Annotated in this window: 12 protein-coding genes and 1 pseudogene; 8 read left to right on the top strand and 5 right to left on the bottom strand. The window is 72.7% G+C overall.

The features are described 5' to 3' along the window. Positions 1-72: 72 nt before the first annotated feature. The 5 genes from ACXR8F_RS05310 to ACXR8F_RS05330 form a co-directional block, all read right to left on the bottom strand. A complete protein-coding gene (locus ACXR8F_RS05310; protein WP_458799044.1) occupies positions 73-942 on the bottom strand; it encodes a hypothetical protein in 870 nt (289 codons plus the stop codon). Positions 943-1,128: 186 nt separating this feature from the next. Further along, complete coding sequence (sigM, locus tag ACXR8F_RS05315) at positions 1,129-1,701, bottom strand: RNA polymerase sigma factor SigM (protein ID WP_045189050.1); 573 nt, start codon at positions 1,699-1,701, stop codon at positions 1,129-1,131. A gap of 3 nt (positions 1,702-1,704) precedes the next feature. Beyond that, complete coding sequence (locus ACXR8F_RS05320) at positions 1,705-3,678, bottom strand: protein kinase family protein (RefSeq protein WP_458799045.1); 1,974 nt, start codon at positions 3,676-3,678, stop codon at positions 1,705-1,707. Between the two features lie 54 nt (positions 3,679-3,732). Then, positions 3,733-6,138 carry a DUF6049 family protein gene (locus tag ACXR8F_RS05325; RefSeq protein ID WP_458799046.1) on the bottom strand — a complete coding sequence of 802 codons (2,406 nt, stop codon included), beginning with the start codon at positions 6,136-6,138 and terminating at the stop codon, positions 3,733-3,735. A 41-nt stretch (positions 6,139-6,179) separates the two neighbouring features. Next, positions 6,180-6,665: an NUDIX hydrolase gene (locus tag ACXR8F_RS05330; RefSeq protein ID WP_045189055.1), complete on the bottom strand. Its 486-nt coding sequence runs from the start codon at positions 6,663-6,665 to the stop codon at positions 6,180-6,182. A 107-nt stretch (positions 6,666-6,772) separates the two neighbouring features. Between ACXR8F_RS05330 and ACXR8F_RS05335 the strand changes: the two genes are divergently transcribed. From ACXR8F_RS05335 to ACXR8F_RS05370, 8 genes and pseudogenes are all read left to right on the top strand, one after another. Beyond that, a complete protein-coding gene (locus ACXR8F_RS05335) occupies positions 6,773-8,251 on the top strand; it encodes a CCA tRNA nucleotidyltransferase (RefSeq protein ID WP_458799047.1) in 1,479 nt (492 codons plus the stop codon). Positions 8,252-8,451: 200 nt separating this feature from the next. Next, entirely contained in the window at positions 8,452-8,949 is a 498-nt protein-coding gene (locus ACXR8F_RS05340; RefSeq protein ID WP_052677135.1) for a hypothetical protein, read from the top strand. Beyond that, positions 8,946-9,758, top strand: a complete 813-nt coding sequence (locus ACXR8F_RS05345; RefSeq protein ID WP_458799048.1) for a PP2C family protein-serine/threonine phosphatase — start codon at positions 8,946-8,948, stop codon at positions 9,756-9,758. The genes ACXR8F_RS05340 and ACXR8F_RS05345 overlap by 4 nt, the downstream gene beginning before the upstream one ends. A 68-nt stretch (positions 9,759-9,826) precedes the next feature. Next, positions 9,827-12,349 (top strand): FHA domain-containing protein, encoded by a 2,523-nt coding sequence (locus ACXR8F_RS05350; RefSeq protein ID WP_458799049.1) that lies wholly within the window; start codon positions 9,827-9,829, stop codon positions 12,347-12,349. Continuing rightward, positions 12,346-14,061 (top strand): serine/threonine-protein kinase, encoded by a 1,716-nt coding sequence (locus ACXR8F_RS05355; protein WP_458799050.1) that lies wholly within the window; start codon positions 12,346-12,348, stop codon positions 14,059-14,061. Before ACXR8F_RS05350 ends, ACXR8F_RS05355 begins: the two co-directional genes overlap by 4 nt. A gap of 178 nt (positions 14,062-14,239) precedes the next feature. Continuing rightward, positions 14,240-14,944, top strand: a pseudogene (locus ACXR8F_RS05360) (hypothetical protein); the annotation flags it as partial. A 161-nt stretch (positions 14,945-15,105) separates the two neighbouring features. Then, positions 15,106-21,423, top strand: a complete 6,318-nt coding sequence (locus ACXR8F_RS05365) for an Ig-like domain-containing protein (RefSeq protein ID WP_458799051.1) — start codon at positions 15,106-15,108, stop codon at positions 21,421-21,423. 84 nt (positions 21,424-21,507) lie between these two features. Further along, on the top strand, positions 21,508-22,512 hold the full coding sequence (locus tag ACXR8F_RS05370; RefSeq protein WP_045189067.1) for an AAA family ATPase: 1,005 nt from the start codon (positions 21,508-21,510) through the stop codon (positions 22,510-22,512). Positions 22,513-22,548: the final 36 nt, after the last annotated feature.

The following is a 22,548-nucleotide window of genomic DNA, read 5'->3' on the forward strand; positions in this document are numbered from 1 at the left end:
CCCTCGCTCGTCGGCACGCTGGTGCGGTGGCCGTGCCTGCGCACGCGCGTGGCCCGAGCCCGCTCGTGGGGGTCACGGGACGGGAGTTGCGCCCTTCAGCACACCGGGAGTGCCGGTGCTGCAGCTGCGCTGGACGGCCCAGGCGGTGCTGGTGCCGCCCCGCGTCACGACCACGACCACCGCGGGCCGGCCGTCGAAGGTCGCGAGGTCGGCCGACACGGCATCCGGGCTCGGGTTGGCGGCATCGAGGGCTCCGATCTCCTCGAGGCAGGCCTCGAGCCCGATCGGGGTGCCGATGGGTCCGATGCCGGGCGACTCGGCGGCGAGGTCGCGCAGCGGCTGGCCCGGGTGGTCGAGCAGCGCGCGCGCCTTGGTGGCGAGGTTGGCGCCGTCGTATGCCGTCTCGCTGAGCTGGATGTGCAGGCCGCCGTTCGTCGTGGCCCCGGAGGTGGGTGCGGTGCCCGTCGAGCTCCTCGTGTCGCCGACGATGGCCGCACCGTTGGGTCGCTTGGTCACGTGCAGCGCCGAGGCGCCCACCGCGACGACGGCGGCGGCCGCGGCGACGGCGGCGGCGAGGTAGATCGGCTTGGGCCTGGTGGCTCGTGGGGGCAGGGCGAGCACGTCGGCACCGGTGTGGCTCGCGCCCGTGCCGTCTGCCGCGGGTCCGCGGCCCGGGCCGGCCGTCTCACCGGCAGCCATCGGCCCGGGGTCGACCCGCAGCCGGGCGGCATCCTGCAGGGCCGCGGAGATGCGGGCCTCGACGTGGGCGGGCATCGGGCCGGGGTCGGGAGCGGAGGCGAGCAGGGCGGTCACGTGCGCCTCGACGGCCGGGTCGAGCCGGGGCGCGGGCCCGTCGTCGAGGTCGTCGATGTGGTCGCTGATGTGGTCGCCGATGTGGTCGCTGGTGTGGTCGTCGTCGGGGTGGTGCGCGGACTCGTCCACGGAGGGTCCTTCGGGCAGTGCGTGCGGGGGTCGTGCCGGCGCGCGCAGGTATGCCGCACGCCGAGGCTTCGACGGTCCCTGTACCCATCGAGGTTCCACCGGATTCAACCACCTTCGACGGATCCGGTCGGCCATCCGGTCGGTGAGGCGGGTCGGGCTCCGACGACTGGCGCCGGGTCGCCCCTGTCAGTCCCGCTCGACCGGGCGCCGGCCCGGGGTGAGGCCCAGGTGCTGCGCCAGCGCAGCACGCCCCCGGGCGCACCGCGACTTGATCGTGCCTTCGGCGACGCCGAGGATGACGGCGGCCTCGGCGACCGGGACGGCGTGCATGTCGACGAGCACGAGGGCGGCGCGCTGGCCCTCGGGCAGCGTGGCGAGGGCCTCCTGGATGTCGAGGCGCACCTCGGTGGAGGCGTAGTGGTCGTGGCGGTCGGCGAGGTCGTACTCGGGCAGCTCGGTCGTCGGCTTGCGACGGCGGAGCCGGTCGAGGCAGGCGTTGACGACGATGCGGTGCAGCCAGGTGGTCACCGCGGCCTCACCGCGGAAGGACTCGGCGCGCCGGAAGGCGGCGATGAAGGCGTCCTGCACGCAGTCGGCGGCGAGCTCGGGGTCGCGCACCGTGCGCAGCGCGACCGCCCACATGCGGTCCTTGTGGCGCCGGAAGAGCTCGGCGAACGCGTGGTCGTCACCGGCGACGTGCAGCGTGAGCAGCTCCCGGTCGCTCAGCTCGGCGATCGGGGCGGCAACCCCCGGGGTCATCGGTCAGCGCACCGTCACTTCGTTGATCTGGGCGCGGTAGCGGCGGTCGGACTCGGCGGGCCCGGCCTTGGTGATGAGCACGACGATCTTGCTCGCGGGCTTGAGCCCGCCTCCGGCCTTGATCGTGACGGTGCCGTTGGCGCCGGTGGCCGAGCCGACCTCCTGGGCTCCGTCGAGCGACTTCGTGGAGTCGGAGTCGGTGGCGTAGACGGTGACGTCCTGGGCGGCGCCGAGGACGAGGTCGACCTCCTTGACCACCGTGGGGCTGCTGAGGTCGAGCACGACGCCGACGCCGTCCTTGTCGCCGTTGAACGTGGGGGTGCCGTACCAGCGGGACCGCCAGCCCTCGCCGGGGTTGCCGTCGAAGACGCGCTTGACGTTCTGGTCGGCCTCGTTGCCGTCCTGGGGGTCGAAGCCGCGGCCCCCGACGATCGACACGGGACCGGCGGCGGGCGGAGCGGTGGTCGTGGCGGCCGGCGGCTTGGTCGTGGTGGGCTTCGGGGCCTGCGAGGCGCTCGGGGCGCGCGTCTTGGTCACGGTCACGGCGCCGACCGGGCCATCGTGCTGGCCGATCTTGGCGACGTTCTGGATGCCGATGACGAGCGCGACGAGCACGAGCACGCCGACGATGGCCAGGGCGATGCGTGACTGGGCCCCGCTCGGCGACTCGGGCACGTCGTGACCGAAGACCGGCAGTGGCGGCTCGAGCCGGGTGGTGGGCGCCTCGTCGAGGGCGTCGTCGAGGCCGATCTCCTCGCCGTCGAAGTCGTCGTGGGCCGATCGGCGCTCGGCGGCCCGGGCAGCGGCCTTGTCGGCGGCTGCGCGTGCGAACGAGCCGACGCGGTCACCGATGACGCTGGCGACGCCGGCTGCGGCCGCGCCGGCCGCAGCCGCCCCGGCGGCGATGCCCGCGGAGGCACGCTCGGCCGCTGCGGCCACGGGCCGCTCTGGGGTTTCCACCGAGGAGGCGTGCTGCTCGTCGGGGAGGCTGTCGAAGAACATCGTCTCGGTAGCGCTGGCGTCACCGGCCGGGCTCGCACCCGCGACACCGGCGGCAGACGCAGCACCTGCGCCGGCCCCGACCGCTGCTGCGCCCGCGCCGACGGCGGGCAGGACACGCGTGGGCTCGAACTCCTCGCGGTTGCGCAGGCGGATGCCGGTGGCGCCGTCGGAGGTCGCCTGCTCGGTCGCCCAAGGCGCGATCTGCAGCGCCAGGTCACCGGGGGAGACCGGGCCGCGGTTGCCGCTCGCGAGCGTCATGCGGCAGATGAGGTCGAGGTCGTTGGGGACGCCGACGGCGATCTCGGACGGAGCCGCGACTCCGCCGACGATGGTCGGGGCCGGCTCGAGGCCGACCGGGCCACCGGCGGGAATCAGCCCGTCGTCGACCGACACCATCGGCCAGCGACCGGTGAGGCCGGCATACGCGATCTTGACGAGCCCGACGGCGTCGGCGCGCGAGGCCCGCTCGTCGGACAGGCGGTCGGTGTCGGTGAGGGCGGCCTCGGTGGCGAGCCCGCGCACCTTGACGGCGCCGTCGGGCATGCGCAGCAGCGAGCTCGGGGTGAGCGCCAGGTGGTGCAGCCCGCGGTGCCCGGCCTTCTCGAGCGCCGTCGCGGCCTCGCCGGTGAGGCGACGCACCTCGTCGGCCGAGAGGCCGCCGCCCTGCAGCAGGTGGGACAGGGCGGTGGCACCCGTCAGGGGCTCCTCGACGATGAACCCGACGCCGCGGTCGGTGCCCACGTCGAGAACGCGTACGAGGCGGGGGTCCTCGATGCCCGCGGCACGGCGGGCGGCGTCGAGCGCGGGGGCGGCCACCGACGAGGCGGCCGGGAAGCAGACGAGCACGACCTCGCGCTCAAGGGTGTGGTCGTTGGCGCGCCAGCGCTCGTGGTGAGTGCCCTCGGAGGTGCGCAGCGTCACCGCGTAGCGGCCGCCGAGGACGGATCCAGGTCCGACTCCCTGCACGTGCGTCACCCTCCTCGTCCTGGTGTGCGTGGATGCGTGGCTCGGCACCCATCCTAGGACGAGTCAGTGCCGATCCCTGTCGTCCGCATCGCCGAGCGTCTGGTGTGCCGCGGTGACCGCCTCGATGTCGGCGATCTCGTCGACACGCGACGTGCCCTTGAACACGGCGCGCAGGACGCCCGCGAGGAGCACGAGCCCGGCGAGCACCCCGCCGACCCAGTAGATGGCCCCGTCGAGGGGGTTGGCAGCGACGGGGATCGTCGCCGAGGAACCGATGACGGTGCCGTCGGCCGTGGTGAGGAAGGCCCGGATCTGGGCCCGTCCGGCGGCGACGGCGGCCACCTCGACGGGGACGTTGGTGCGCGACCCGGGACCGATCGAGATGGGGTCGGGCTGCGTGACGACGCGGATGCGCGGGTTGTCGGGCACGAGCCGCAGCCGGATGCCGTCGACGGTGTAGTCGAGGCCGTTCTCGAGGGTGATGCGCAGCGTGCCGTTCTCGGCGAGCAGGTTGATGGTGCTCGTGCGGGGCACGACCCGGATCGCGCTCGTCGCGGCGCGCACGTCGGTCGCGACGGAGCTCGCGAGGGTCCCCCACGACGTCGGTCGGTCGCGCCAGCGGGCACTGGCGAGCTCGTCGAGCACCTCGCGGTAGGTGCGCTCGAACTGCTCGCCGTCGCGCAGGACGGAGGAGACGCTGAGCAGCGTGTCGCGCTGGTCGGCCATCTGCCTGAGCCGGCCGGCGTCGAGCACCGGTCTGGCCGCGGCCGACGCGACGGCAGTCGTGGGCCTCGACTGTACCTCGGCCTTGTCGCCGCCGCTGTCGGTGAGCAGCGAGGCGGCGTCGACCGGCTCGAGCCACGGCGCGCTCGCCGTCGCGGAGAGGAAGGAGGCCAGACCCGCCTCGTCGGGGTCGTAGGAGCGGGGTGCGGCGACGAGCACCGAGCGCTGCGTGCCGGCGCGCTCGCCGAGCAGCACGAGAGACTCGGCCAGGTAGCGCTGGGTCGAGAGCACCGGGCTCGGGTCGGTGCGCTTGGGCAGCAGGGCCGACAGGCGAGGGTCGTACGCGAGCAGCCGGGTGCCGCCCGCCGCCACCCGTCGCGCGCTGGGCGTGTATGCCGACGGCTTCGTCACCGCCGTGGCGTTGACGACGATGCCGGCGGGCTTCTTGACCGGGGTCGCCGACAGCAGCGTGCGGATGCCCTGCTCGCGTCCGCCGGGGAGCAGGCCGTCGACGGGCCAGACGATGTCGGAGCGGACGGGCTGGCCGACTCGCTGGGCCAGCCCGGCTGCGCGGCTGACGAGGTCGCGCACGAGGGAGTTGGCGGGCGCGGTGCCCACGGTGGCCGCGATGTCGGCGTCGGCGTACGGGAGGGCCCAGAGGGTGCGTCCGCTCAGCTGGGAGCGCAGCGTGTCGCCGAGGCGGGCGATGGCCTGGGCCGCCGCCGACTGGGTGGGTTGCCCCGTCGGAGTGGCCGACGAGGTGGGCGTCGGGGTGGGCGTCGGTGCGGTGCCCGTCGGGGAGGGCGTGGTCGGGGTCGTGCCAGAGGTCGTCCCGGGAGTGGTGCCGTTCGGTGCCGGGGTGCCGGTCGGGCCGGGCGTGGCGGACGTCCCCGTGCCACTGGGCGTCGGGCTGCCCGTCGACGTGGGTCCCGTGGGGGCCTGCCCGCCGGCCGGGGCCGTGCCGAGCACCGCGGGGTCGACGGCGAGGGTGACCGACGTGCCGCGGGTGCCGGTGACGATGCGCTCCACGCGCGAACCGGCGCCGATGGCGCGCTCCCAGGCGGTCTCACGGGTGGCGTCGTCGCGCGAGAACAGGTCGACGTCGGGGTCCAGCGTCACGGGCAGCACGGTGGCCACCTTGAGCGGCACGTACTCCTTGCGCCCGTTCCAGGCGACGAACGTGCGCGTGCTGCCGGTGGGCTGGCTCGCTCCCTGCTGGACCACCTCGACCGAGATCGGCACGGCGGCGAAGGCGTCGTCGGAGCGAAGCTGACGCCAGGGCACCGTGGCGGTGAAGGTACGGGTCTGTCCCGCGGCGACGCCGGGCAGGGCGGTGCTGTCGATCGTGGGGCCGGACCTCGCCGTACGACCGGACGCCCAGCCGTCGAGGGCGGCGCGCTGGTTGACGACGACGTCACCCCTCACGACCCGCACGGTGGGCCCGGTGAGCGGCCCGGTGAGCGGAGCGGTGACCGACCCGGTGATCGTGAGGTCGGTGCCGGGGGCGACGACGGCGGGCCGCATCGAGTCGAGCACGACGACCGCGACGTCACGGGCAGGGGTGACGGCTCGGGGGCGTGGAGTGGCCGACGACACGGAGGCCGAGCCCGACGCGGCGGCCGGACCAGCAGGGGACCCCCAGGGGCGGGAGGGCAGCGCGGCGCTCGCGAGGACGCCGCCCGACGTCGTCGCCACCGCGGCGAGCACGGTCGCAGTGGCAGCCAGCCGGCGAGCGAGGCGGGTCACGCGACGCCCGCTCGATCCCGGACGCCGCGACCCCAGGTGGGTCACGCCGTCCCCGCCAGCCGGTTCCACGCCGCCTGGGCGATGCGGCGCTCGTTGGGGAAGGTGAGCCTGCGGTGCACCTCGTCGAGCCGCATCCAGGCGACGTCGATGGCCTCGTGGTCGGGGTCGTTCTCGATCGAGAGCTCGCCGCCCGTGGCCTCGAGGAGGTAGTGGTGCACGAACTTGTGCACCCGCTTGTTGGAGGTGGCGAACCAGTAGTCGATGGTGCCGAGCTCGACCAGGACGCGGCCCACGATGCCGGTCTCCTCTGCCACCTCGCGCGCGGCCGTCTCGACGAGCGTCTCCCCGGGCTCGACATGGCCCTTGGGCAGGCACCACTCGATGCGCCCGGCCCGGTTGCGACGGGCGATGATCGCGATGAGGGCGAGACCCTCGCGCACGTCCACGACGATGCCGCCGGCAGAGCGTTCCTCGACGGCGGGCAGGCGCCTCCCCGGCACGGGGCTGGGGAGGGGCTGGGCGCTCACATCGCCACCATAACGGGCGGGGCCATGGGCCCCTGTCGTCGAGTTGGCGACACGGGGCCGTCATCGGCGCCGACGGCGCCCCACCGACCGCTCACTAGGCTGGGCGCGTGCCTGACCGACCCGACACGCCCACCGACGCCGGCCTCCCGCTGCTGCGGGCCGCCGTGGCCCGCCTCGCCCCCGTGCTGCCGATGCTCGGCGAGCTCGGCGAGCGGTTCGCCGCGGCAGGTCACGAGCTGGCGCTCGTCGGTGGCCCGGTGCGCGACGCGTTCCTCGGCCGGGTCTCGCCCGACCTCGACCTCACCAGTGACGCGAAGCCCGACGAGATCCTGTCGGTCGTCCTCGGCTGGGCCGACGCCCACTGGGACATCGGCCGCGAGTTCGGCACCATCGGGCTGCGCAAGGGCGCCCACGTCATCGAGATCACCACCTACCGCGCCGACACCTACGACCGCACCTCGCGCAAGCCGGAGGTGATGTTCGGCGACAGCCTCGAGGGTGACCTCGTGCGGCGCGACTTCACCGTCAACGCGATGGCCATCCGGCTGCCGAGCCTCGAGTTCGTCGACGTGCAGGGTGGGCTCTCCGACCTCGTGGCCCGCCGCCTCATGACCCCCGCCGCGCCGGAGGAGTCCTTCGCCGACGACCCGCTGCGGATGATGCGGGCCGCCCGTTTCGCCTCGCAGCTGGGTTTCGAGGTGGCCCCCGAGGTGTCGGCGGCCATGACCGAGCGTGCGGGCACGCTCTCGATCATCTCGGCCGAACGCGTACGCGACGAGTTCACCAAGCTGCTCCTGTCGCCGACGCCGCGGCTGGGGCTCACGCTGCTCGTCGACACCGGCCTGGCCGACGTGTTCCTGCCCGAGCTGCCCGCGCTGCGCCTCGAGCTCGACGAGCACCATCGTCACAAGGACGTCTACGAGCACTCGCTCATCGTCCTCGAGCAGGCGATCGACCTCGAGGGCCCCGCCGACGGGCCGGCCGAGTCGGTGCCCGGCCCCGACCTCGTGCTGCGCCTCGCGGCCCTGCTCCACGACATCGGCAAGCCGGCCACCCGCCGCTTCGAGGACGGCGGCGGGGTCTCGTTCCACCACCACGAGCTCGTCGGCGCCAAGCTCGCGAGCAAGCGGATGAAGGCGATGCGCTTCGACAAGGACACGACCAAGCAGGTCGCGCGCCTCGTCGAGCTGCACCTGCGCTTCCACGGCTACGGCGACGGCCAGTGGACCGACTCCGCGGTCCGCCGCTACGTCACCGACGCGGGCCCGCTGCTGAGCCGCCTGCACCGCCTCACCCGCTCCGACTGCACCACCCGCAACGTGCGCAAGGCCCAACGGCTCTCGCGCGCCTACGACGACCTGGAGGTCCGCATCGAGCGGCTCGCCGCCGAGGAGGAGCTGGCCGCCGTCCGCCCCGAGCTCAACGGCAACGAGATCGCCGAGGCGCTCGGCATCCGCCCGGGGCCGGTGCTCGGTGAGGCCTACGGCTACCTCCTCTCGGTGCGCCTCGACGACGGGCCCATCGGCAAGGAGGCCGCCCGCGAGAAGCTGCTCACGTGGTGGGCCGCGCGCGAGAGCTCCGCCTGACCGAGTGCCCGGCGTGACGGCATACGGCAGGGGAGTGCTCCCCATCGCGACGTCGCCGATGCGTGCGTACGCTCGGGCGCACCCTCGTTCCCGGCCCCTGCCGGTGACGGCGCGCTGGCCGACCTGACACCGCCCGAGGTGTTTGATTGACTGACGCCGCCGTCCCCGACCCCTGCGGGAACGACCGAAAGGAACGAGCCATGAGCACCCTCGCCTACCCGAGCGACGACTTCCCGGGCCAGCCGTCGGTGGCCCTCGAGGTTCCCGAGGGGTGGGAGCCGGTGCACGCACCGGGCACCACCATGGCCGCTCGCCTGCCCCGCGAGGGCGCCTTCGCGCCCAATGTCGTGGTCAACATCGAGGCCTGCGAGCCCGCCTTCCGCGTCGAGGACTCCCTCGACCAGCTGCGGGCCATGGCGACCTCGCGCGGCGGAGCCGTGTCGGAGCCGTATGCCGCCGAGCTGGGTGACGCGCAGTTCGTCGGGTGCGACGCCACCTGGCCCGACCCCGACGTCGAGACGGTGCTGCAGGCCAACCTCTTCCACGTGGCCGGGGCCGACTCCGGCTCGGGTGCACACCTCGTCCAGCTGACCGGTGCGGTCGGCGGCGCGTCGGCCGAGGCGGACTACGAGCTGATCCGCCAGGTGCTGACCACCGTCCGCGTCACCGCCTGGGCCGCGACGGGCGACCGCGCATGACGCCGACCCTGCCCGCGATCACCGTCGGTGTCGCCACCGACGTCGGGCGGGTGCGTCGGCACAACGAGGACTCCGCACGCACGAACGGCACCGTCTACGTGGTCGCCGACGGGATGGGCGGGCACGCTGCCGGCGAGGTGGCCAGCCGCATCGCCGCCGAGACCGTCGTCGAGCTCGCCGACCGCCCGGCAGTGAGCGTTCGCGACATCGTCGAGCAGGTCGGCGAGGCCAACCGCCGCATCCTCGGCTCCGCCGCCCGCCACCCGGAGCAGACCGGGATGGGCACCACCGTCGCCGGGCTGGCCCTCGTCTCGGTGGGCGGGTCGCGACACTGGGCCGTGTTCAACATCGGCGACTCCCGTGTCTACCGCTGTCTCGACGGCGAGCTGTCGCAGGTCACCGTCGACCACTCGGAGGTGTGGGAGCTCGTCGAGCGCGGCCTCATCACGCCCGAGCAGGCGCAACGCCATCCCGGCCGCAATGTCGTCACGCGATCGCTGGGGCGCGACCCGATGGGCGTCGTCGACACGTGGGTGTTCCCGCCCTACCCCGGCGAGGTCTTCGTCATCTGCTCCGACGGGCTGTCCAACGAGCTGACGCGCGAGCAGATGCTGGCCGTGCTGGCCGAGCACCACGACGCCGACGAGGCCGCCACCGAGCTCGTGCGCCGGGCAGTCGAGGCCGGGGGACACGACAACGTCACTGCTATCGTCGTCGCGGTGCAGGGGCAGGACGCCGACTCCGACGTCGACGAGGACACCACCCCGCGCGAGAACGTGAACGGCTCATCAGGGGAGAGCAGGTCGTAGACGTGAGTGGCCCGTCCGTTGTGGTTGACCGGGCCCCCGACGGGTGGACGCACATCGGGGGCCCTGGCATGCACCTGCTCATCGGCCTCGACGAGGACGACGACCGCACCCTCGCCGCGAGCGATGCCGCCGACGGCGGCGACATCGACGACGTCGTCGAGGTGCTGACCACCGGTGGCGTGCGCAAGGCGCACCACTTCGTGGGCGTCCACTGGCAGCCCCGCACGCGCATCGTGGCCTTCGGACCGGTCTCGGCCCTCGTGACCCTCACCGACGGCACCGAGCACGACGTTCGCGCCCCCAGCGCGAAGGTGTGGACCGACCTCGAGCTGCCCGAGCACCCCGAGCGGGTCGTGCTTCGGGTGCTCGACGAGACCGAGCGCTCGCTGCCGGTGCCGCCCCAGCACCTCGTCGCAGGAGTCCCGGCCGGCCCGGGTGCCGGGGCTGCCCCGGAGTCCGCGGGCCAGGTGACCGACTCGCCTGGTGCGCAGCCCGCGGCACCTGGGGGTGCGAGTGGCGCAGGCTCTGCCGATGTCGCCCCGGTCGTCGAGGACCCTGCCACCGTGACACCGGCCGAGGGGCCGCCGGCCGGCAAGGCGCCATCGACGCCGTCGACGCCCCCGAACCCGTCCCCGTCCCCGGCCCCGGCGATTCCGACCTTCGGCGCCCCGTCTGCCGCCGAGGGCGCTGGTGCGGCAGCCGGCTCGGGAACGTCGCCCTGGGGCCGCAGCTGGGCCAGCCACGACGAGACGCCAGCCGTTTCGGCTGGGCCCGTCACCACGCCCGAGTCCTCTTCTGCAGCACGTGATTCCGCTCCTGAAGTGGTTGAACCCACTGAGGCGCAGCCGAACCCGTCAGACCCATCACCGCTCTCTGCACGTGAACCCGAGCCGGTCGCCGGTGACCCGGCACCGGAACCGTCGCCGGTCGCACCCACCCTGCGCTCCTGGGGCTCGGTCACCCCCGCCGTGCCCGTCCGCGTCGCCCCTCCGGCCGCGCCCGAGCCGCCGAGGGCCCCCGCCCTTGCCGAAACCCGCTCCACTGCAAGCCCTTCCATCACCTCCCATGACGTAGAGCGTTCAGCCGCAACGGAAACCGCCCGGCCTCCCGCGGCGCCCGTGGCGACCGACCTCCCCCCGGCACCACCGCGCGACGTCGACTCGACGTGGGCGGCCCGTCCCGTCCCGGAGAGCGACTCGACTCCGCCCACTCAGGCCCCGCACGTCGCTGAAGACGTCGCCCGGGACGGTGCTCCCGACGCGGACGGCGGCGAGGCACAGGCGGCCGCGCCGTCCTACGACTACCTCTTCGGCCACACGACCGCCGCCGACGAGCACCGGAAGGTCCTCGCGCAGCTGACCCAGCCCGCCGACGACGACCCCACCCACGAGGACGACGAGGTGCTGTCCGTGCCGGCCGTCGCCGACACCTCGGACGCCGCGGTGACGAACGCAGCCCCCGCCCCCGAGGTGCCCGAACGCCCGATCCCGTCGGCGCCCGAGGTGCCCGAGGGCGGCCTCATCTCGTCCGTGCCGTGGGCCACCCCCTCGTCGGCACCGGCACCCAAGCCCGAGGCCGAGGTGCCGACGTTCTCCGGCAGGCACACACCGCCGCCGGCCCCGAGCCTGCTCCCGCCCGTGAACACCCCACCTCCCGGCGCCCGCGCTCCGGAGGCGACGCCGCTCATCTCGACCGGGCCTCCGCCTGCGGTGCGCGACGAACCGCTGGTCGTGCACCAGCCGGGTGCGCCCCAGCCGGATGCGCGCCAGCAGGATGGATGGGCGGTGCCGCACGCCACCCCGGTGCTCCGCACGCCGCCGACGGTCCCGATCGCGACGACGCCACCCTCGGCACCTGCAGCGGGACGTGCGTCGGCACCGGCGTCTGCGCCCCAGCCGGGCGCCGGCGCCGAGCCCTCGTTCGACGTGCCGATCGCTGGTCCTGCTTCCGGCGCAAACGCCTCTGCGGCAACGGCTCCCGGGCCGACAGGCACCGCGGGCGGCGCCCCGCAGCCCGCGTGGGGCGACGCGTCGGACGCACCACCGGACGACGACGAGACCGAGATGACCGTCGACCGCAGCGCCCTGCTCGAGGCACGCAACGCCGCCCTGAACCAGACCTTCTCCGGCCCCAGCGTGCTCGCGGTGCTCTGCTCGTCCGGCCACCCGACGCCGCCGCACGGCGACCGGTGCCGCGTGTGCGGCACGGGCATCCCGCCCCAGGAGCCGTTCACCATGCCGCGGCCGCCGCTCGGCGTGCTGCGCCTGTCGACCGGCGACGTGGTGACGCTCGACCGCAGCGTGCTCCTCGGCCGGGCCCCGAAGCTCGGCGAGGGCCTCGCGGCCCACGACCGGCCCCACGTCGTCAAGGTGCCGAGCCCCGAGCGAGACGTCTCGCGCAACCACGTCGAGGTGATCCTCGAGGGCTGGCACGTGCTCATCCGCGACCTCGGCACCACGAACGGCACCACGGTGACCCTGCCCGGCGACACACCGGTCCGACTGCGGGCCAACGACCAGCAGGTCCTCGAGCCGGGTTCGCTCGTGTCGATGGCCGACGAGGTCTCCTTCACCTTCGAGGCGGCGCCGTGAGCAGGAAGGGCGCACCCCCGAAGATCCCGGGCCTCGTCTTCGTGCAGCCGCTGGGTTCGGGCGGCTACGCCGACGTCTTCCTCTACGAGCAGCAGAGTCCCCGCATGCCGGTGGCCGTCAAGGTGCTCAAGTCCGAGGGCCTGACCGACGCGCTGCGGCAGCAGTTCGTCGAGGAGGCCGACACCATGGCCGCCCTCGGCGACCACCCCTACATCGTCCAGGTCTTCCGTTCCGGCACGTCCGACGACGGCCGCCCCTACCTGGTCATGAAGTACTACCCGCCGCCCAACCTCGCGATGCGGGCCCGTGCCGAGCGGTTCTCGGTCGAGGACGTGCTGCGCACCGGCATCCAGCTGGCCAGCGCGGTCGAGACGGCGCACCGGGCCCACATCACCCACCGCGACATCAAGCCGGCCAACGTGCTCATCAGCGCCTACGGCGCCCCGGGCCTCACCGACTTCGGCATCGCCGGTCGCGGTGCTCGTGACGGTGACGTCGAGGCCGAGACCACCGACGACGTCGGGGTCTCCGTGCCGTGGGCCCCGCCCGAGGTGCTCTATGGCCAGAGCAACGGCGACGAGCGCTCCGACGTCTACTCGCTCGCCGCGACGCTGTGGCAGCTGCTCGTCGGACGCTCGCCCTTCGAGGTGCCGGGTGGTGACAACTCCGCGTACGCGCTGATGCCGCGCATCCGCAGCACCGCGCCCCCGCGCACCGGCCGCCAGGACGTGCCGGCCGGTCTCGAGCGCCTGCTGGCGCAAGCGATGGCCAAGGACCCGTCGCACCGTCCCGCGTCGGCGCTCGAGTTCGCGAGGGCCCTGCAGGCGGTGGAGCAGCAGCAGCGCCTCGCCCGCACGCCGATCGTCGTGCTCGACGAGCAGGGGCACACGACCCTCGTCAGCCAGACCCAGGGCTCGCCGACCGGCCGTGGTGGCGACGAGGACGACCGCACCCGGATCAAGGCGCCCCAGACCGTCGTGGCCCAGCCGGTCGCGCCGCCCATGCCCTCCGCGAGCCCGTCGGTGCTCGACGACGAGACGCGACGCCGCTCCGACGCCGGCGGGCAGCGGTGGTCACCGGCACCCATGCCCAGCCCCACGCGTACGTCGACGGCTGCACCCGTGCGCGCCGCCGCGGTGACCGACGCCATCTCGAGCCCGACCGCCCGGCTGGGTGCCGACACCTCCGACGAGGCGACGGTGCGCCGAGCCGCGAGCACCGTTGGCACGCAAACACATCCGACTCCAGCACCAGCGGTTGCCTCGCCTCTGGCGAAGCCCGGGGTGCTGTGGGGGCTCGTGGCCGGCGTGGTGGTGCTGCTCGGGATCGTCGCCTTCCTCGTGATGCGCCCGAAGGCCGACGACCCGGTCGCCATCCCGACCCCGAGTGCGACGGTCTGGATGCCCGGCGACGACAGTGCCATCGGCGACGGCGTCTTCGACAAGCCCCGTGTCACCGCGCGGTCCGGTGCCGGCAGCGTCAGCTTCTCGTGGACCTACCCGCAGCCCGACACCAAGGACAGCTTCCGAGTGTCCTACGGACCCACACCCTCAGACGCAGGGAACCCGGACGTCGCGAAGCGCGTCTCGGTGACGACCCGCAGCTACTCGGTCAAGGCGGCCAAGGGCACGAAGGTGTGCGCCACGGTTCGCGTGTCCCGCTCTGGCCAGGTCTCTCCGGGCTCGGACGTCCAGTGCGAGACCGCCCAGTGAGGTCCGGCTCGCGCCGGCGGCTGAGTATGCCGGCGGGTGGACAGCGCGCGGTCGGGACGGCAGCCTCGACCCGGACAACACCAAACCACCACAAGCTTCCGTAACACCGCACGTCCGGACATCGTTGACCGCGAGTGCCAGTCCGAGACCGTGCCGACAGGGATTAGGGGACCTGATCGTGATCCACAGCAAGGTGACCGTCGTGTTCTGCGGCGAGGAGTACTCCGTGTCACCCGAGACCGGTCTCACCATCGGGCGCACCGGCGACGTTGAGGTGGACGACAACCCCTACCTGCACCGCACCTTCCTCGTGGTCTCGTTCGAGAACGGCTTCTGGTGGCTGGGCAACACCGGCTCGACCCTCACGGCCACGGTCGCCGACGAGCAGGGCCTCTTCCAGGCGTGGCTCAACCCCGGCGCCAAGATCCCGCTCGCGATGAAGAAGCTCATCGTCTGGTTCACCGCCGGCCCCACGACCTACGACTTCGAGATCCACGTCGCGAGCCCGGCCTTCAAGTCCGTGACTGCCGAGCCCGCCGCCGACGCGAGCGACGGCGAGGAGGTCGGTGCCGCCACGGTCGGCCGCGTCTCCCTGACGCCCGACCAGAAGCTGCTCATCGTGGCGCTCTGCGAGCCGTTCCTCCGGAGGCGTGAAGCGGGTACGAGCCAGATACCCTCCTCGGCTGCTGCGGCGCAACGCCTCGGCTGGACCATCACCCGCTTCAACCGCAAGCTCGACAACGTCTGCCAGAAGCTGGCCGACGCGGGCACGCGGGGCCTCCACGGTGGAGTGGGCAAGCTCGCCACCAACCGCAAGTCCCGCCTCGTCGAGCACGCCCTCTCGACCAAGCTCGTCACCGAGGACGACCTCGCCCTCCTCGACGACCCGGCCGCCTCGGGTGACGCCACCGACTCCACCGGCTCCACCGGGTCCGCCGGGTCCACCGGGTCGTCCACGGCGCCCGGCCACACCGAACCGAACCAGACACCACGCACCGAAGAGAACGGGTCCGGCCGGCTGGTCGCGACCGAACAGGGGACCGCATGAGCACCGCCGCCACCAAGCGACGGATCGGGATCATCTCCACCGTCGTCGTCGCACTCGTCGCGAGCCTGCTCGTCTGGCTCGCGACGCGCAGCGAGGGCGAGGTGGTCCGCAAGGCCGACCTCAACGACGGCGGCATCTGGGTGACCAACTCCGAGCAGTCGCGTTTCGGGCGCATCAACAAGGCCGCGGGCCAGCTCGATGCCGGCGTCTACGCCGACGTGAGCGCCAGCTCGGGTCTCGACCTGTTCCAGGACGGCGCGACCGTCCTGGGCTACACCCGGGCGAGCAACCAGGTCGTGCCGATCAACCCCTCGGAGGGGACGCTCCGCACCGAGCAGGCGGTCCTGCTGCCCAAGGCGAGCACGGCGACCGGCAACCGCGTCTTCACCACCCCGCCCGTCGACGTCCGTGGCGGCTCCGTCGCGATGATCGACCCGGCCACGGGTGAGCTGCGCGCCCAGCGTTTCGACCAGCGGGCGGGCCTCACGGGTCTCGACGGGCTGCAGACCCAGGCCAAGCCGCTCGCCAAGGTGGGCGCCAACGCGGCAGTCGCGGTCGGTGTCGACGGCACCGTCTACGCGCTCTCGGCGGCGAAGGGCACGATCACCGTCCTGCGCCCCACCGGACCCAGCACCTTCGACAAGCCGGTCATGAACGAGCTGAAGTTCTCCTCGAAGTCGGCGCAGGTGACCGCCGTCGGCTCCCACTGGGTCGTGTGGGACTCGGGCACGGGCAAGCTCTACTCCGACGCGCTGCCCGAGCCGCAGCAGCTGTCGGTCGGCAACGCCGAGCCCGGCAACCCCGCCTTCGCCGCCCTGCAGCAGCCGGGACCCGACGCGGCCTCGGTCCTGATCCAGGACGAGTCGCAGCTGTCGCAGGTGTCGCTGACCGGTGACAGCCCGTCGACGGGCGGCGTCAAGCTCAGTCAGGGCGCGCCGGGACAGCAGCTCTTCCTCTCGGCCCCCGTGCGTCTCGCCAGCTGCATCCACGCCGCCTGGGCCGGCCCGTCGAACGTGTACTACGGCCGCAACTGTGGCTCTCCGACCGACGCCGACACGGTCGACCTCGGGGCGATGAAGAAGGGCGTGCGCACCGACGGCGTGAAGCTGCGCGTCAACCGCGGTCTCATCGTGCTCAACGACCTCGACTCCGGCGACGTGTGGGACATCGACCGCGACAAGGTCAAGATCGACAACTGGAACTCGGTCATCCCGCCGCCCCAGACCGACGACAAGAACAAGAAGAAGGACGAGAACCTCCTCGACGACCAGCAGAACCGCACGCCTCCCAAGGCGCAGCCGGACGTCATGCAGGTGCGGCCCGGTCGCACGTCCACGCTCCACGTCCTCGACAACGACTCCGACAGCCAGGGCTCGATCCTCGCCATCTCGCCGGGTGACGTCACGCAGCCCGATGCGGCCGGCATCCAGGCCACCCCGTCCGCCGACGGGCAGACGGTCCAGGTGACGGTCCCCGAGGAGGCCCGCACCGAGGGGTTCTCCTTCAGCTACACCGTCAACAACGGCACGACGGCCAAGAACGGACGGGCCACCGCGAAGGTCACCGTCCGCATCATCACCGACGACGTGAACTCGGCCCCCAGGCTGCGCGCGGGCCAGGCCCGTCTGGCGCAGACCTCCTACCCGGTCGTCGCGAACGGCTCCGTGCGCGTCGGTGTGATCGCCGACTGGCGCGACGCCGAGAACGACCCGATCCAGGTGACGCCCGTCGACGTCGAGACCACCGGCGTGGACGGATCCGGCGCCCTGACGATCAAGGCGAAGGGCGAGAAGGGCGACCAGGTTGCCAAGTACGTCGTCGACGACGGCCGCGGCGGCACCGCTCAGTCCTCGGTCAGCCTCGACGTGCTGAGCGAGGACGACACGAAGCCCGTCCGCCCCCGCACGCAGCCCGACGTCGTGCGCGCGGTCGTCGGCAAGCCCGTGCAGCTGCAGCCGCTCGGCAACGACATCGCCGGCGCCGACCCCACCGACCCCGAGGCGCGCATGCGTCTCGCGCAGGCGGTCCGCGGCCCGGGGCAGCTGAGGCTCGACTCCAACCTCGACACCGGCGTCGTGACCGTGACGGGTCAGACGCCCGGCACCTCGGTCGTGACCTACACGGCGCAGGTCGGTGCCGGGGTGGCGACGGGGCGCATCCGCGTCGACATCCTGCCCGACAAGGACAACGACGCGCCGCCCGTCGCCACCCCCGACGCCGCGGTGCTCCGTGGGCAGACGCCGGTCATCGCCGACGTCCTGTCCAACGACTACAGCCCGCGCAGCGACGTCCTCGTCGTCCAGCGTGTCGAGTCGTCCCAGGCCTGGCTGCGCGCCTCGATCGTGCAGGGCCGGTGGGTCCGGGTGCAGGCCACGGCTCCGGTGACCGGAGCCGAGACCCGCCAGGGCTCGGTGCGCTACACGATCTCCGACGGCACGAAGACCGCCGTCGGCGAGCTCTCGGTCGTCCAGAAGCCCGAACCCAAGGAGAGGATCCGTCCGACGGTCGTCGACGACGTCGCCACGGTTCGGGTCGGCGACGCCGTGACGATCCCGGCCCTCGACAACGACTCCATGAGCGAGGGCATCCCGCTCAAGCTCGCGCCCGAGGTGCGGGTGCTGTCCGGCGGCGGCCAGGCCTTCGCGTCGGGCACCGTCGTGCGCTACGTCCCCGAGGTCACCACGATGACCGGCCCGAAGACCGCCATCCTCGAGTACACGACCTACCCGGAGGGCCAGCGCGGGCGTGGCGGCAGCGGTCGCATCACCGTGACGATCAACCCGCTGCCCGACGCCGTGAGGTATCCCAACCAGCCGCCGCAGGCCCGCAGCTTCAGCGCCAGCGTCACGGCCGGCGACACCCTGTCGATCACGGTGCCGACGAGCGGCGTCGACCCCGACGGCGACCTGACCTTCGTCAGCGGCATCGTCGGCGACGACAGCGGCCCCGTGGACCTGCGCTTCGGCCGCGTCGTCGGCTTCGGCGCGGCGACGATCCGTTACGAGGCCTACCCGCGCAGCGCGGGCACCGAGGTCATCCGCTACCAGCTGCGTGACCGGTTCGGCGCGACAAGCGACGGCTTCGTGCGCGTCGGCGTCGTGCAGCCCGGAGACCCGCAGCCGCCGGTGGCCGTCGAGGACGACGTCGTCGCCGCGCCCGGTCGCACGGTCCGCGCCGACGTGCTCGCCAACGACCTCATCGCGGCCGGCGACTCCGTCTCGTTCGTCGACCTGGCCACCCTCAACGACGCGGACGTCCTCAAGCAGTTCCAGCGGCAGAAGGACGACTCCTTCAAGGTCGTCGTGCCCGAGGTCGGCCCCGCCAAGGTGCTGACCTACGGCATCACGAACGGCCTGTTCGACCCCTCCAAGTCGACCCTGACCGTCCGTGGGCAGAAGGACTTCAACAACCCGCCGACGGCCGTCGACGACACCGGTTCCGTCAAGCCCGGCGAGACCTCGATCCTCGTCGACGCGCTCGCCAACGACCGCGACCTCGACGGCGACCAGTCGCAGCTGAAGATCGTGAAGTTCTACGGCGACGGGGTCACCCGTGAGGGCCGCAAGCTGCGCATCCAGCTGCGCCCCCAGGCCCGCGTCGTCCCGTACGTCATCGAGGACGCCGACGGCGCGCAGGCGATGGCCCTCATCTACGTCCCGGCCGGCAACAACGGCCAGCCCTACGTCGTGGCCGGCAAGACCGTCAAGATGGGCGCCGACTCGACCGTGAAGGTGCCGCTCGGCGACTACGTCATCGACCCGCGTGGCGGCAAGGTCTCGGTCACCTCGCCCGACACCGTGTCGACGTCGCCCGACGAGAACCTCCAGTCCGCGGTCACGTCGGCGACCGAGCTCACGCTGACGTCGACGAACGGCTACGTCGGTCCGGCCGCCCTCATGCTCGAGGTCACCAACGCGACGGGCCCGGGCGACAAGTCGGCCCAGAAGACGTACGTCACGGTCCCCGTCCAGATCGGACCCGACGTGCCCGTGCTGCGCTGCCCCGACCACGAGGTGCTCCTCGCGGCCGACGGCCCCGCACGCACCTTCGACATCCCGCGCCTCTGCCACGCCTGGCTGCCCGACGGGCTCGACTCCGGCACCGCGGCGTACGAGGCGACCTGGGACCCGGCCGTCGACCGCGTCGACCTGTCGCAGGTCGGGCAGGGTGGCCGCCAGGTCGTCCTCAAGGCGCAGGCCGCAGCCCAGGCCGGCACCACCGGTGCCGTCGCCGTCAAGGCCAAGGGTGGGGCCGAGACCTTCAAGATCAAGGTGCGCGTCACGAGCGCGCCCCCGATCGCCACGATGCGCCCCGTCACGGTCGAGGGCCTCATCGCCGGCACGAGCCGCACGGTGAACCTCGCCCAGTACCTCGACAGCCCGCTCACCGCACCGCAGTGCTCGGTGCAGTCCAGCCAGGTCGTCTCGGGAGTCGGCGTCACCGCGTCGACGAGCGGCTGCCAGCTGACGGTCTCGGCGTCGGAGAAGGCCCGCAACGACACCAAGATCTCGCTGCGGGTGCTCGACGCTCCCGGCCGTCCGGCGGCGCTCGGTCAGGTGACGGTGACGGTCCGGAGCAAGCCGGACCCCACCGACGCGCCCGTGGCCGTCGCCGACCGCATCCTCGGCAGCACGGCCCGCGTCGACTGGCGCCCGCCGGCCTACGACGGCGGCCTGCCCATCGCGCAGTACGAGGTCATCGGCAACGGGGGTGAGGTGCGCCAGGTCTGTACGAGCTCGCCGTGCACGATCACCGGCCTCACCAACGGCAAGGACTACTCGTTCACCGTCCGCTCGCAGAACGCCGTCGGCTGGTCCGACGAGAGCCCGAGGAGCAACACGGTCCGCCCCGACACCAAGCCCAAGGCGACGGTCATCAGCAACGTCGTCCCCGGTGACCGCAAGCTCACCGTGAACTGGACGGCGCCGCCCAACGAGGGCAGCGACGTCACCGACTACCGCGTCCAGTACACCGACATCGGCACCAGCGCGGGGTCCGGGGGCATCGTCCCGGTCAAGGCTCCGGCCCTGACCAAGGTGCTCACGGGCCTGATCAACAACGACGCCTACAACATCCGCGTGCAGGCCAAGAACGGCGCGGGCTGGGGTCCGTTCGGCCCCACCGTCAAGGCGCAGTCGTTCGGCAAGCCGGCCAACGTGCCGGCCCCGGCGCTGTCGCCGCGCACGCCGGTGCCCGGTGAGACGAACGCCCAGGTGGCGATCTCGTGGCCGGCGACCGACCCGAACGGTCCGCCGATCACCCAGTACGACGTGTTCCGGCGCACCGGCGGCGGCGCCTGGAACCTCATCGCGACCCGCTCGGGCGGCGAGTCGCGCACGGCGAGCGACACGATCCCGTACGAGGGCCAGACGGTGCAGTACGTCGTCACGGCCACCAACGGCGGTCCCGCGACCTCCGACAAGGCGAACTACGCCTCCTACGTGGCGAACGGCTACCCGGACACCCCGACCCTGCTCACCGCGACGACGCCTCGTGCCGACAAGACGATCGACGTGACGTTCCGCATCGGGTCGGCCCACGCGGCCTCGTACGACCGGATCCACTGGACGACCGACGGCGTCACGGGCTCGTTCCCGTGCACCGGAGGTGCCTGCCCGTCGGCAGGCACGACGCGCCCGCTCGAGACGACGTCGAGGACCATCGCGATCCGGGCGTGCAACTCCGCGGGCTACTGCTCGCCGATGTCCAACGCCATCCGGGTGCATCCGTACGGCCCGACGCAGGACGTGCCCAACCTGCGCGAGACGCACGACACCAACAGCATCACGTTCTCGTGGGGCACGGCCGCCAACAACGGCCGCCCGATCACCGGCTACCAGATCGACGGTGACCGCAACACGACCGTCGGTGCGGGCACGCACTCGACGACGTTCAGCGGGCTCGGCTACTCCACGTCGCGCAAGATCCGCGTGCGGGCCATCGCCCAGGACTCGGGTCCCGGCCCGTGGACCGCCTTCGTGACCGGCACGACGGACCCGCGGCCGAACCCGAAGGTCGTCAGCGTCTACCACGGCAGCCAGTGCGGGACGACCGGCTGCTTCGACCCGGTGCAGGGCAAGGAGTGCGGCACGAACTGCTACCACATCGGCTACGAGCTACAGGACTACCAAGGTCAGATCAGCTGCTCCGTCAGCGGGTGGTCGAACCCCGACGACGGCACCGGCGGTCGCATCGAGCCTCGGAACGGCCGCAACAACTCGACGAAGTTCTACGGCTACCCCAATGGCTCGATCACGGTGACGTGCACCGGCGCCAACGGACGAGATTCGGCGAGCAAGAGTCCTTGGGGGTGACGCCCCGGACCCCTCCGCGGCGCCCCGAACCAGCCGCACGGCATACCCCAGATCGATGAAACACCTGACAGGAGAACGACACCCATGACGGCCACTCCCAGCACCGGTCGCGTCACCAGCCAGATCACCCAGGAGCAGGTCACCTGGTTCGCGCACACCTTCGACCAGCTCGTCGGCAACATCGAGAAGGCCGTGCTGGGCAAGCAGCACGTGACGCGCCTCGCCCTGACCTGCCTGCTGTCCGAGGGCCACATGCTCCTCGAGGACTTCCCGGGCACCGGCAAGACGCAGCTCGCCCGCGCGCTGTCGGCGACGGTGCAGGGCACGCACAGCCGCATCCAGTTCACGCCCGACCTGCTCCCGAGCGACGTCACCGGCGTCACGATCTACGAGCCGACGAAGCAGAGCTTCGAGTTCCACCCCGGCCCGATCTTCGCGACCATCGTCCTCGCCGACGAGATCAACCGCGCCTCGCCCAAGACGCAGTCGGCGCTGCTGGAGGTCATGGAGGAGGGCCGCGTCACGATCGACGGCAAGCCGCACTCGGTCGGTGAGCCGTTCATGGTCATCGCCACGCAGAACCCCATCGAGCAGGCCGGCACCTACCGCCTGCCCGAGGCGCAGCTCGACCGCTTCCTCATGAAGGCGAGCGTCGGCTACCCCGACCACGAGGCGACGATCGCCGTCCTCGCCGACGCCAAGACGCGCGACCGCGCCAAGACGCTGAGCCCCCTCATCGCGAGCAACGTCATCGTCGAGATGAGCAAGCTCGCCGACGAGATCCACGTCGACCCGGCGATCCTCGGCTACGTCAGCCGCATCGCCGAGGAGTCGCGTCGCCACCCGAGCCTCAAGCTCGGCCTCTCGGTGCGCGGCTGTCTCGCGTACGTGCGCTGCGCGAAGACGTGGGCGGCCAGCCAGGGCCGCACCTACGTCGTCCCCGACGACATCAAGGTGCTGGCCGAGCCGGTGCTCAGCCACCGTCTGCTCCTCAACGCGGAGGCACAGTTCGCGGGGACGACGGTCGAGCAGTGCGTGGACCAGATCCTCGGCGACATCGCGCCGCCGGCCGAGCGCGCCTCGGCCTGACCGAGTCCGGCCCGCGAAACACAGGCAGAAGCACAC

It is taken from the genome of Terrabacter sp. AAH1 (assembly GCF_054456855.1).

What these genes read in the sequence shown, in the direction of transcription:
- sigM (WP_045189050.1), bottom strand. Translation starts at nt 1,701, where the DNA reads ATGACCCCGGGGGTTGCCGCCCCGATCGCCGAGCTGAGCGACCGGGAG.
- ACXR8F_RS05340 (WP_052677135.1), top strand. Translation starts at nt 8,452, where the DNA reads ATGAGCACCCTCGCCTACCCGAGCGACGACTTCCCGGGCCAGCCGTCG.
- ACXR8F_RS05345 (WP_458799048.1), top strand. Translation starts at nt 8,946, where the DNA reads ATGACGCCGACCCTGCCCGCGATCACCGTCGGTGTCGCCACCGACGTC.
- ACXR8F_RS05350 (WP_458799049.1), top strand. Translation starts at nt 9,827, where the DNA reads ATGCACCTGCTCATCGGCCTCGACGAGGACGACGACCGCACCCTCGCC.
- ACXR8F_RS05365 (WP_458799051.1), top strand. Translation starts at nt 15,106, where the DNA reads ATGAGCACCGCCGCCACCAAGCGACGGATCGGGATCATCTCCACCGTC.
- ACXR8F_RS05370 (WP_045189067.1), top strand. Translation starts at nt 21,508, where the DNA reads ATGACGGCCACTCCCAGCACCGGTCGCGTCACCAGCCAGATCACCCAG.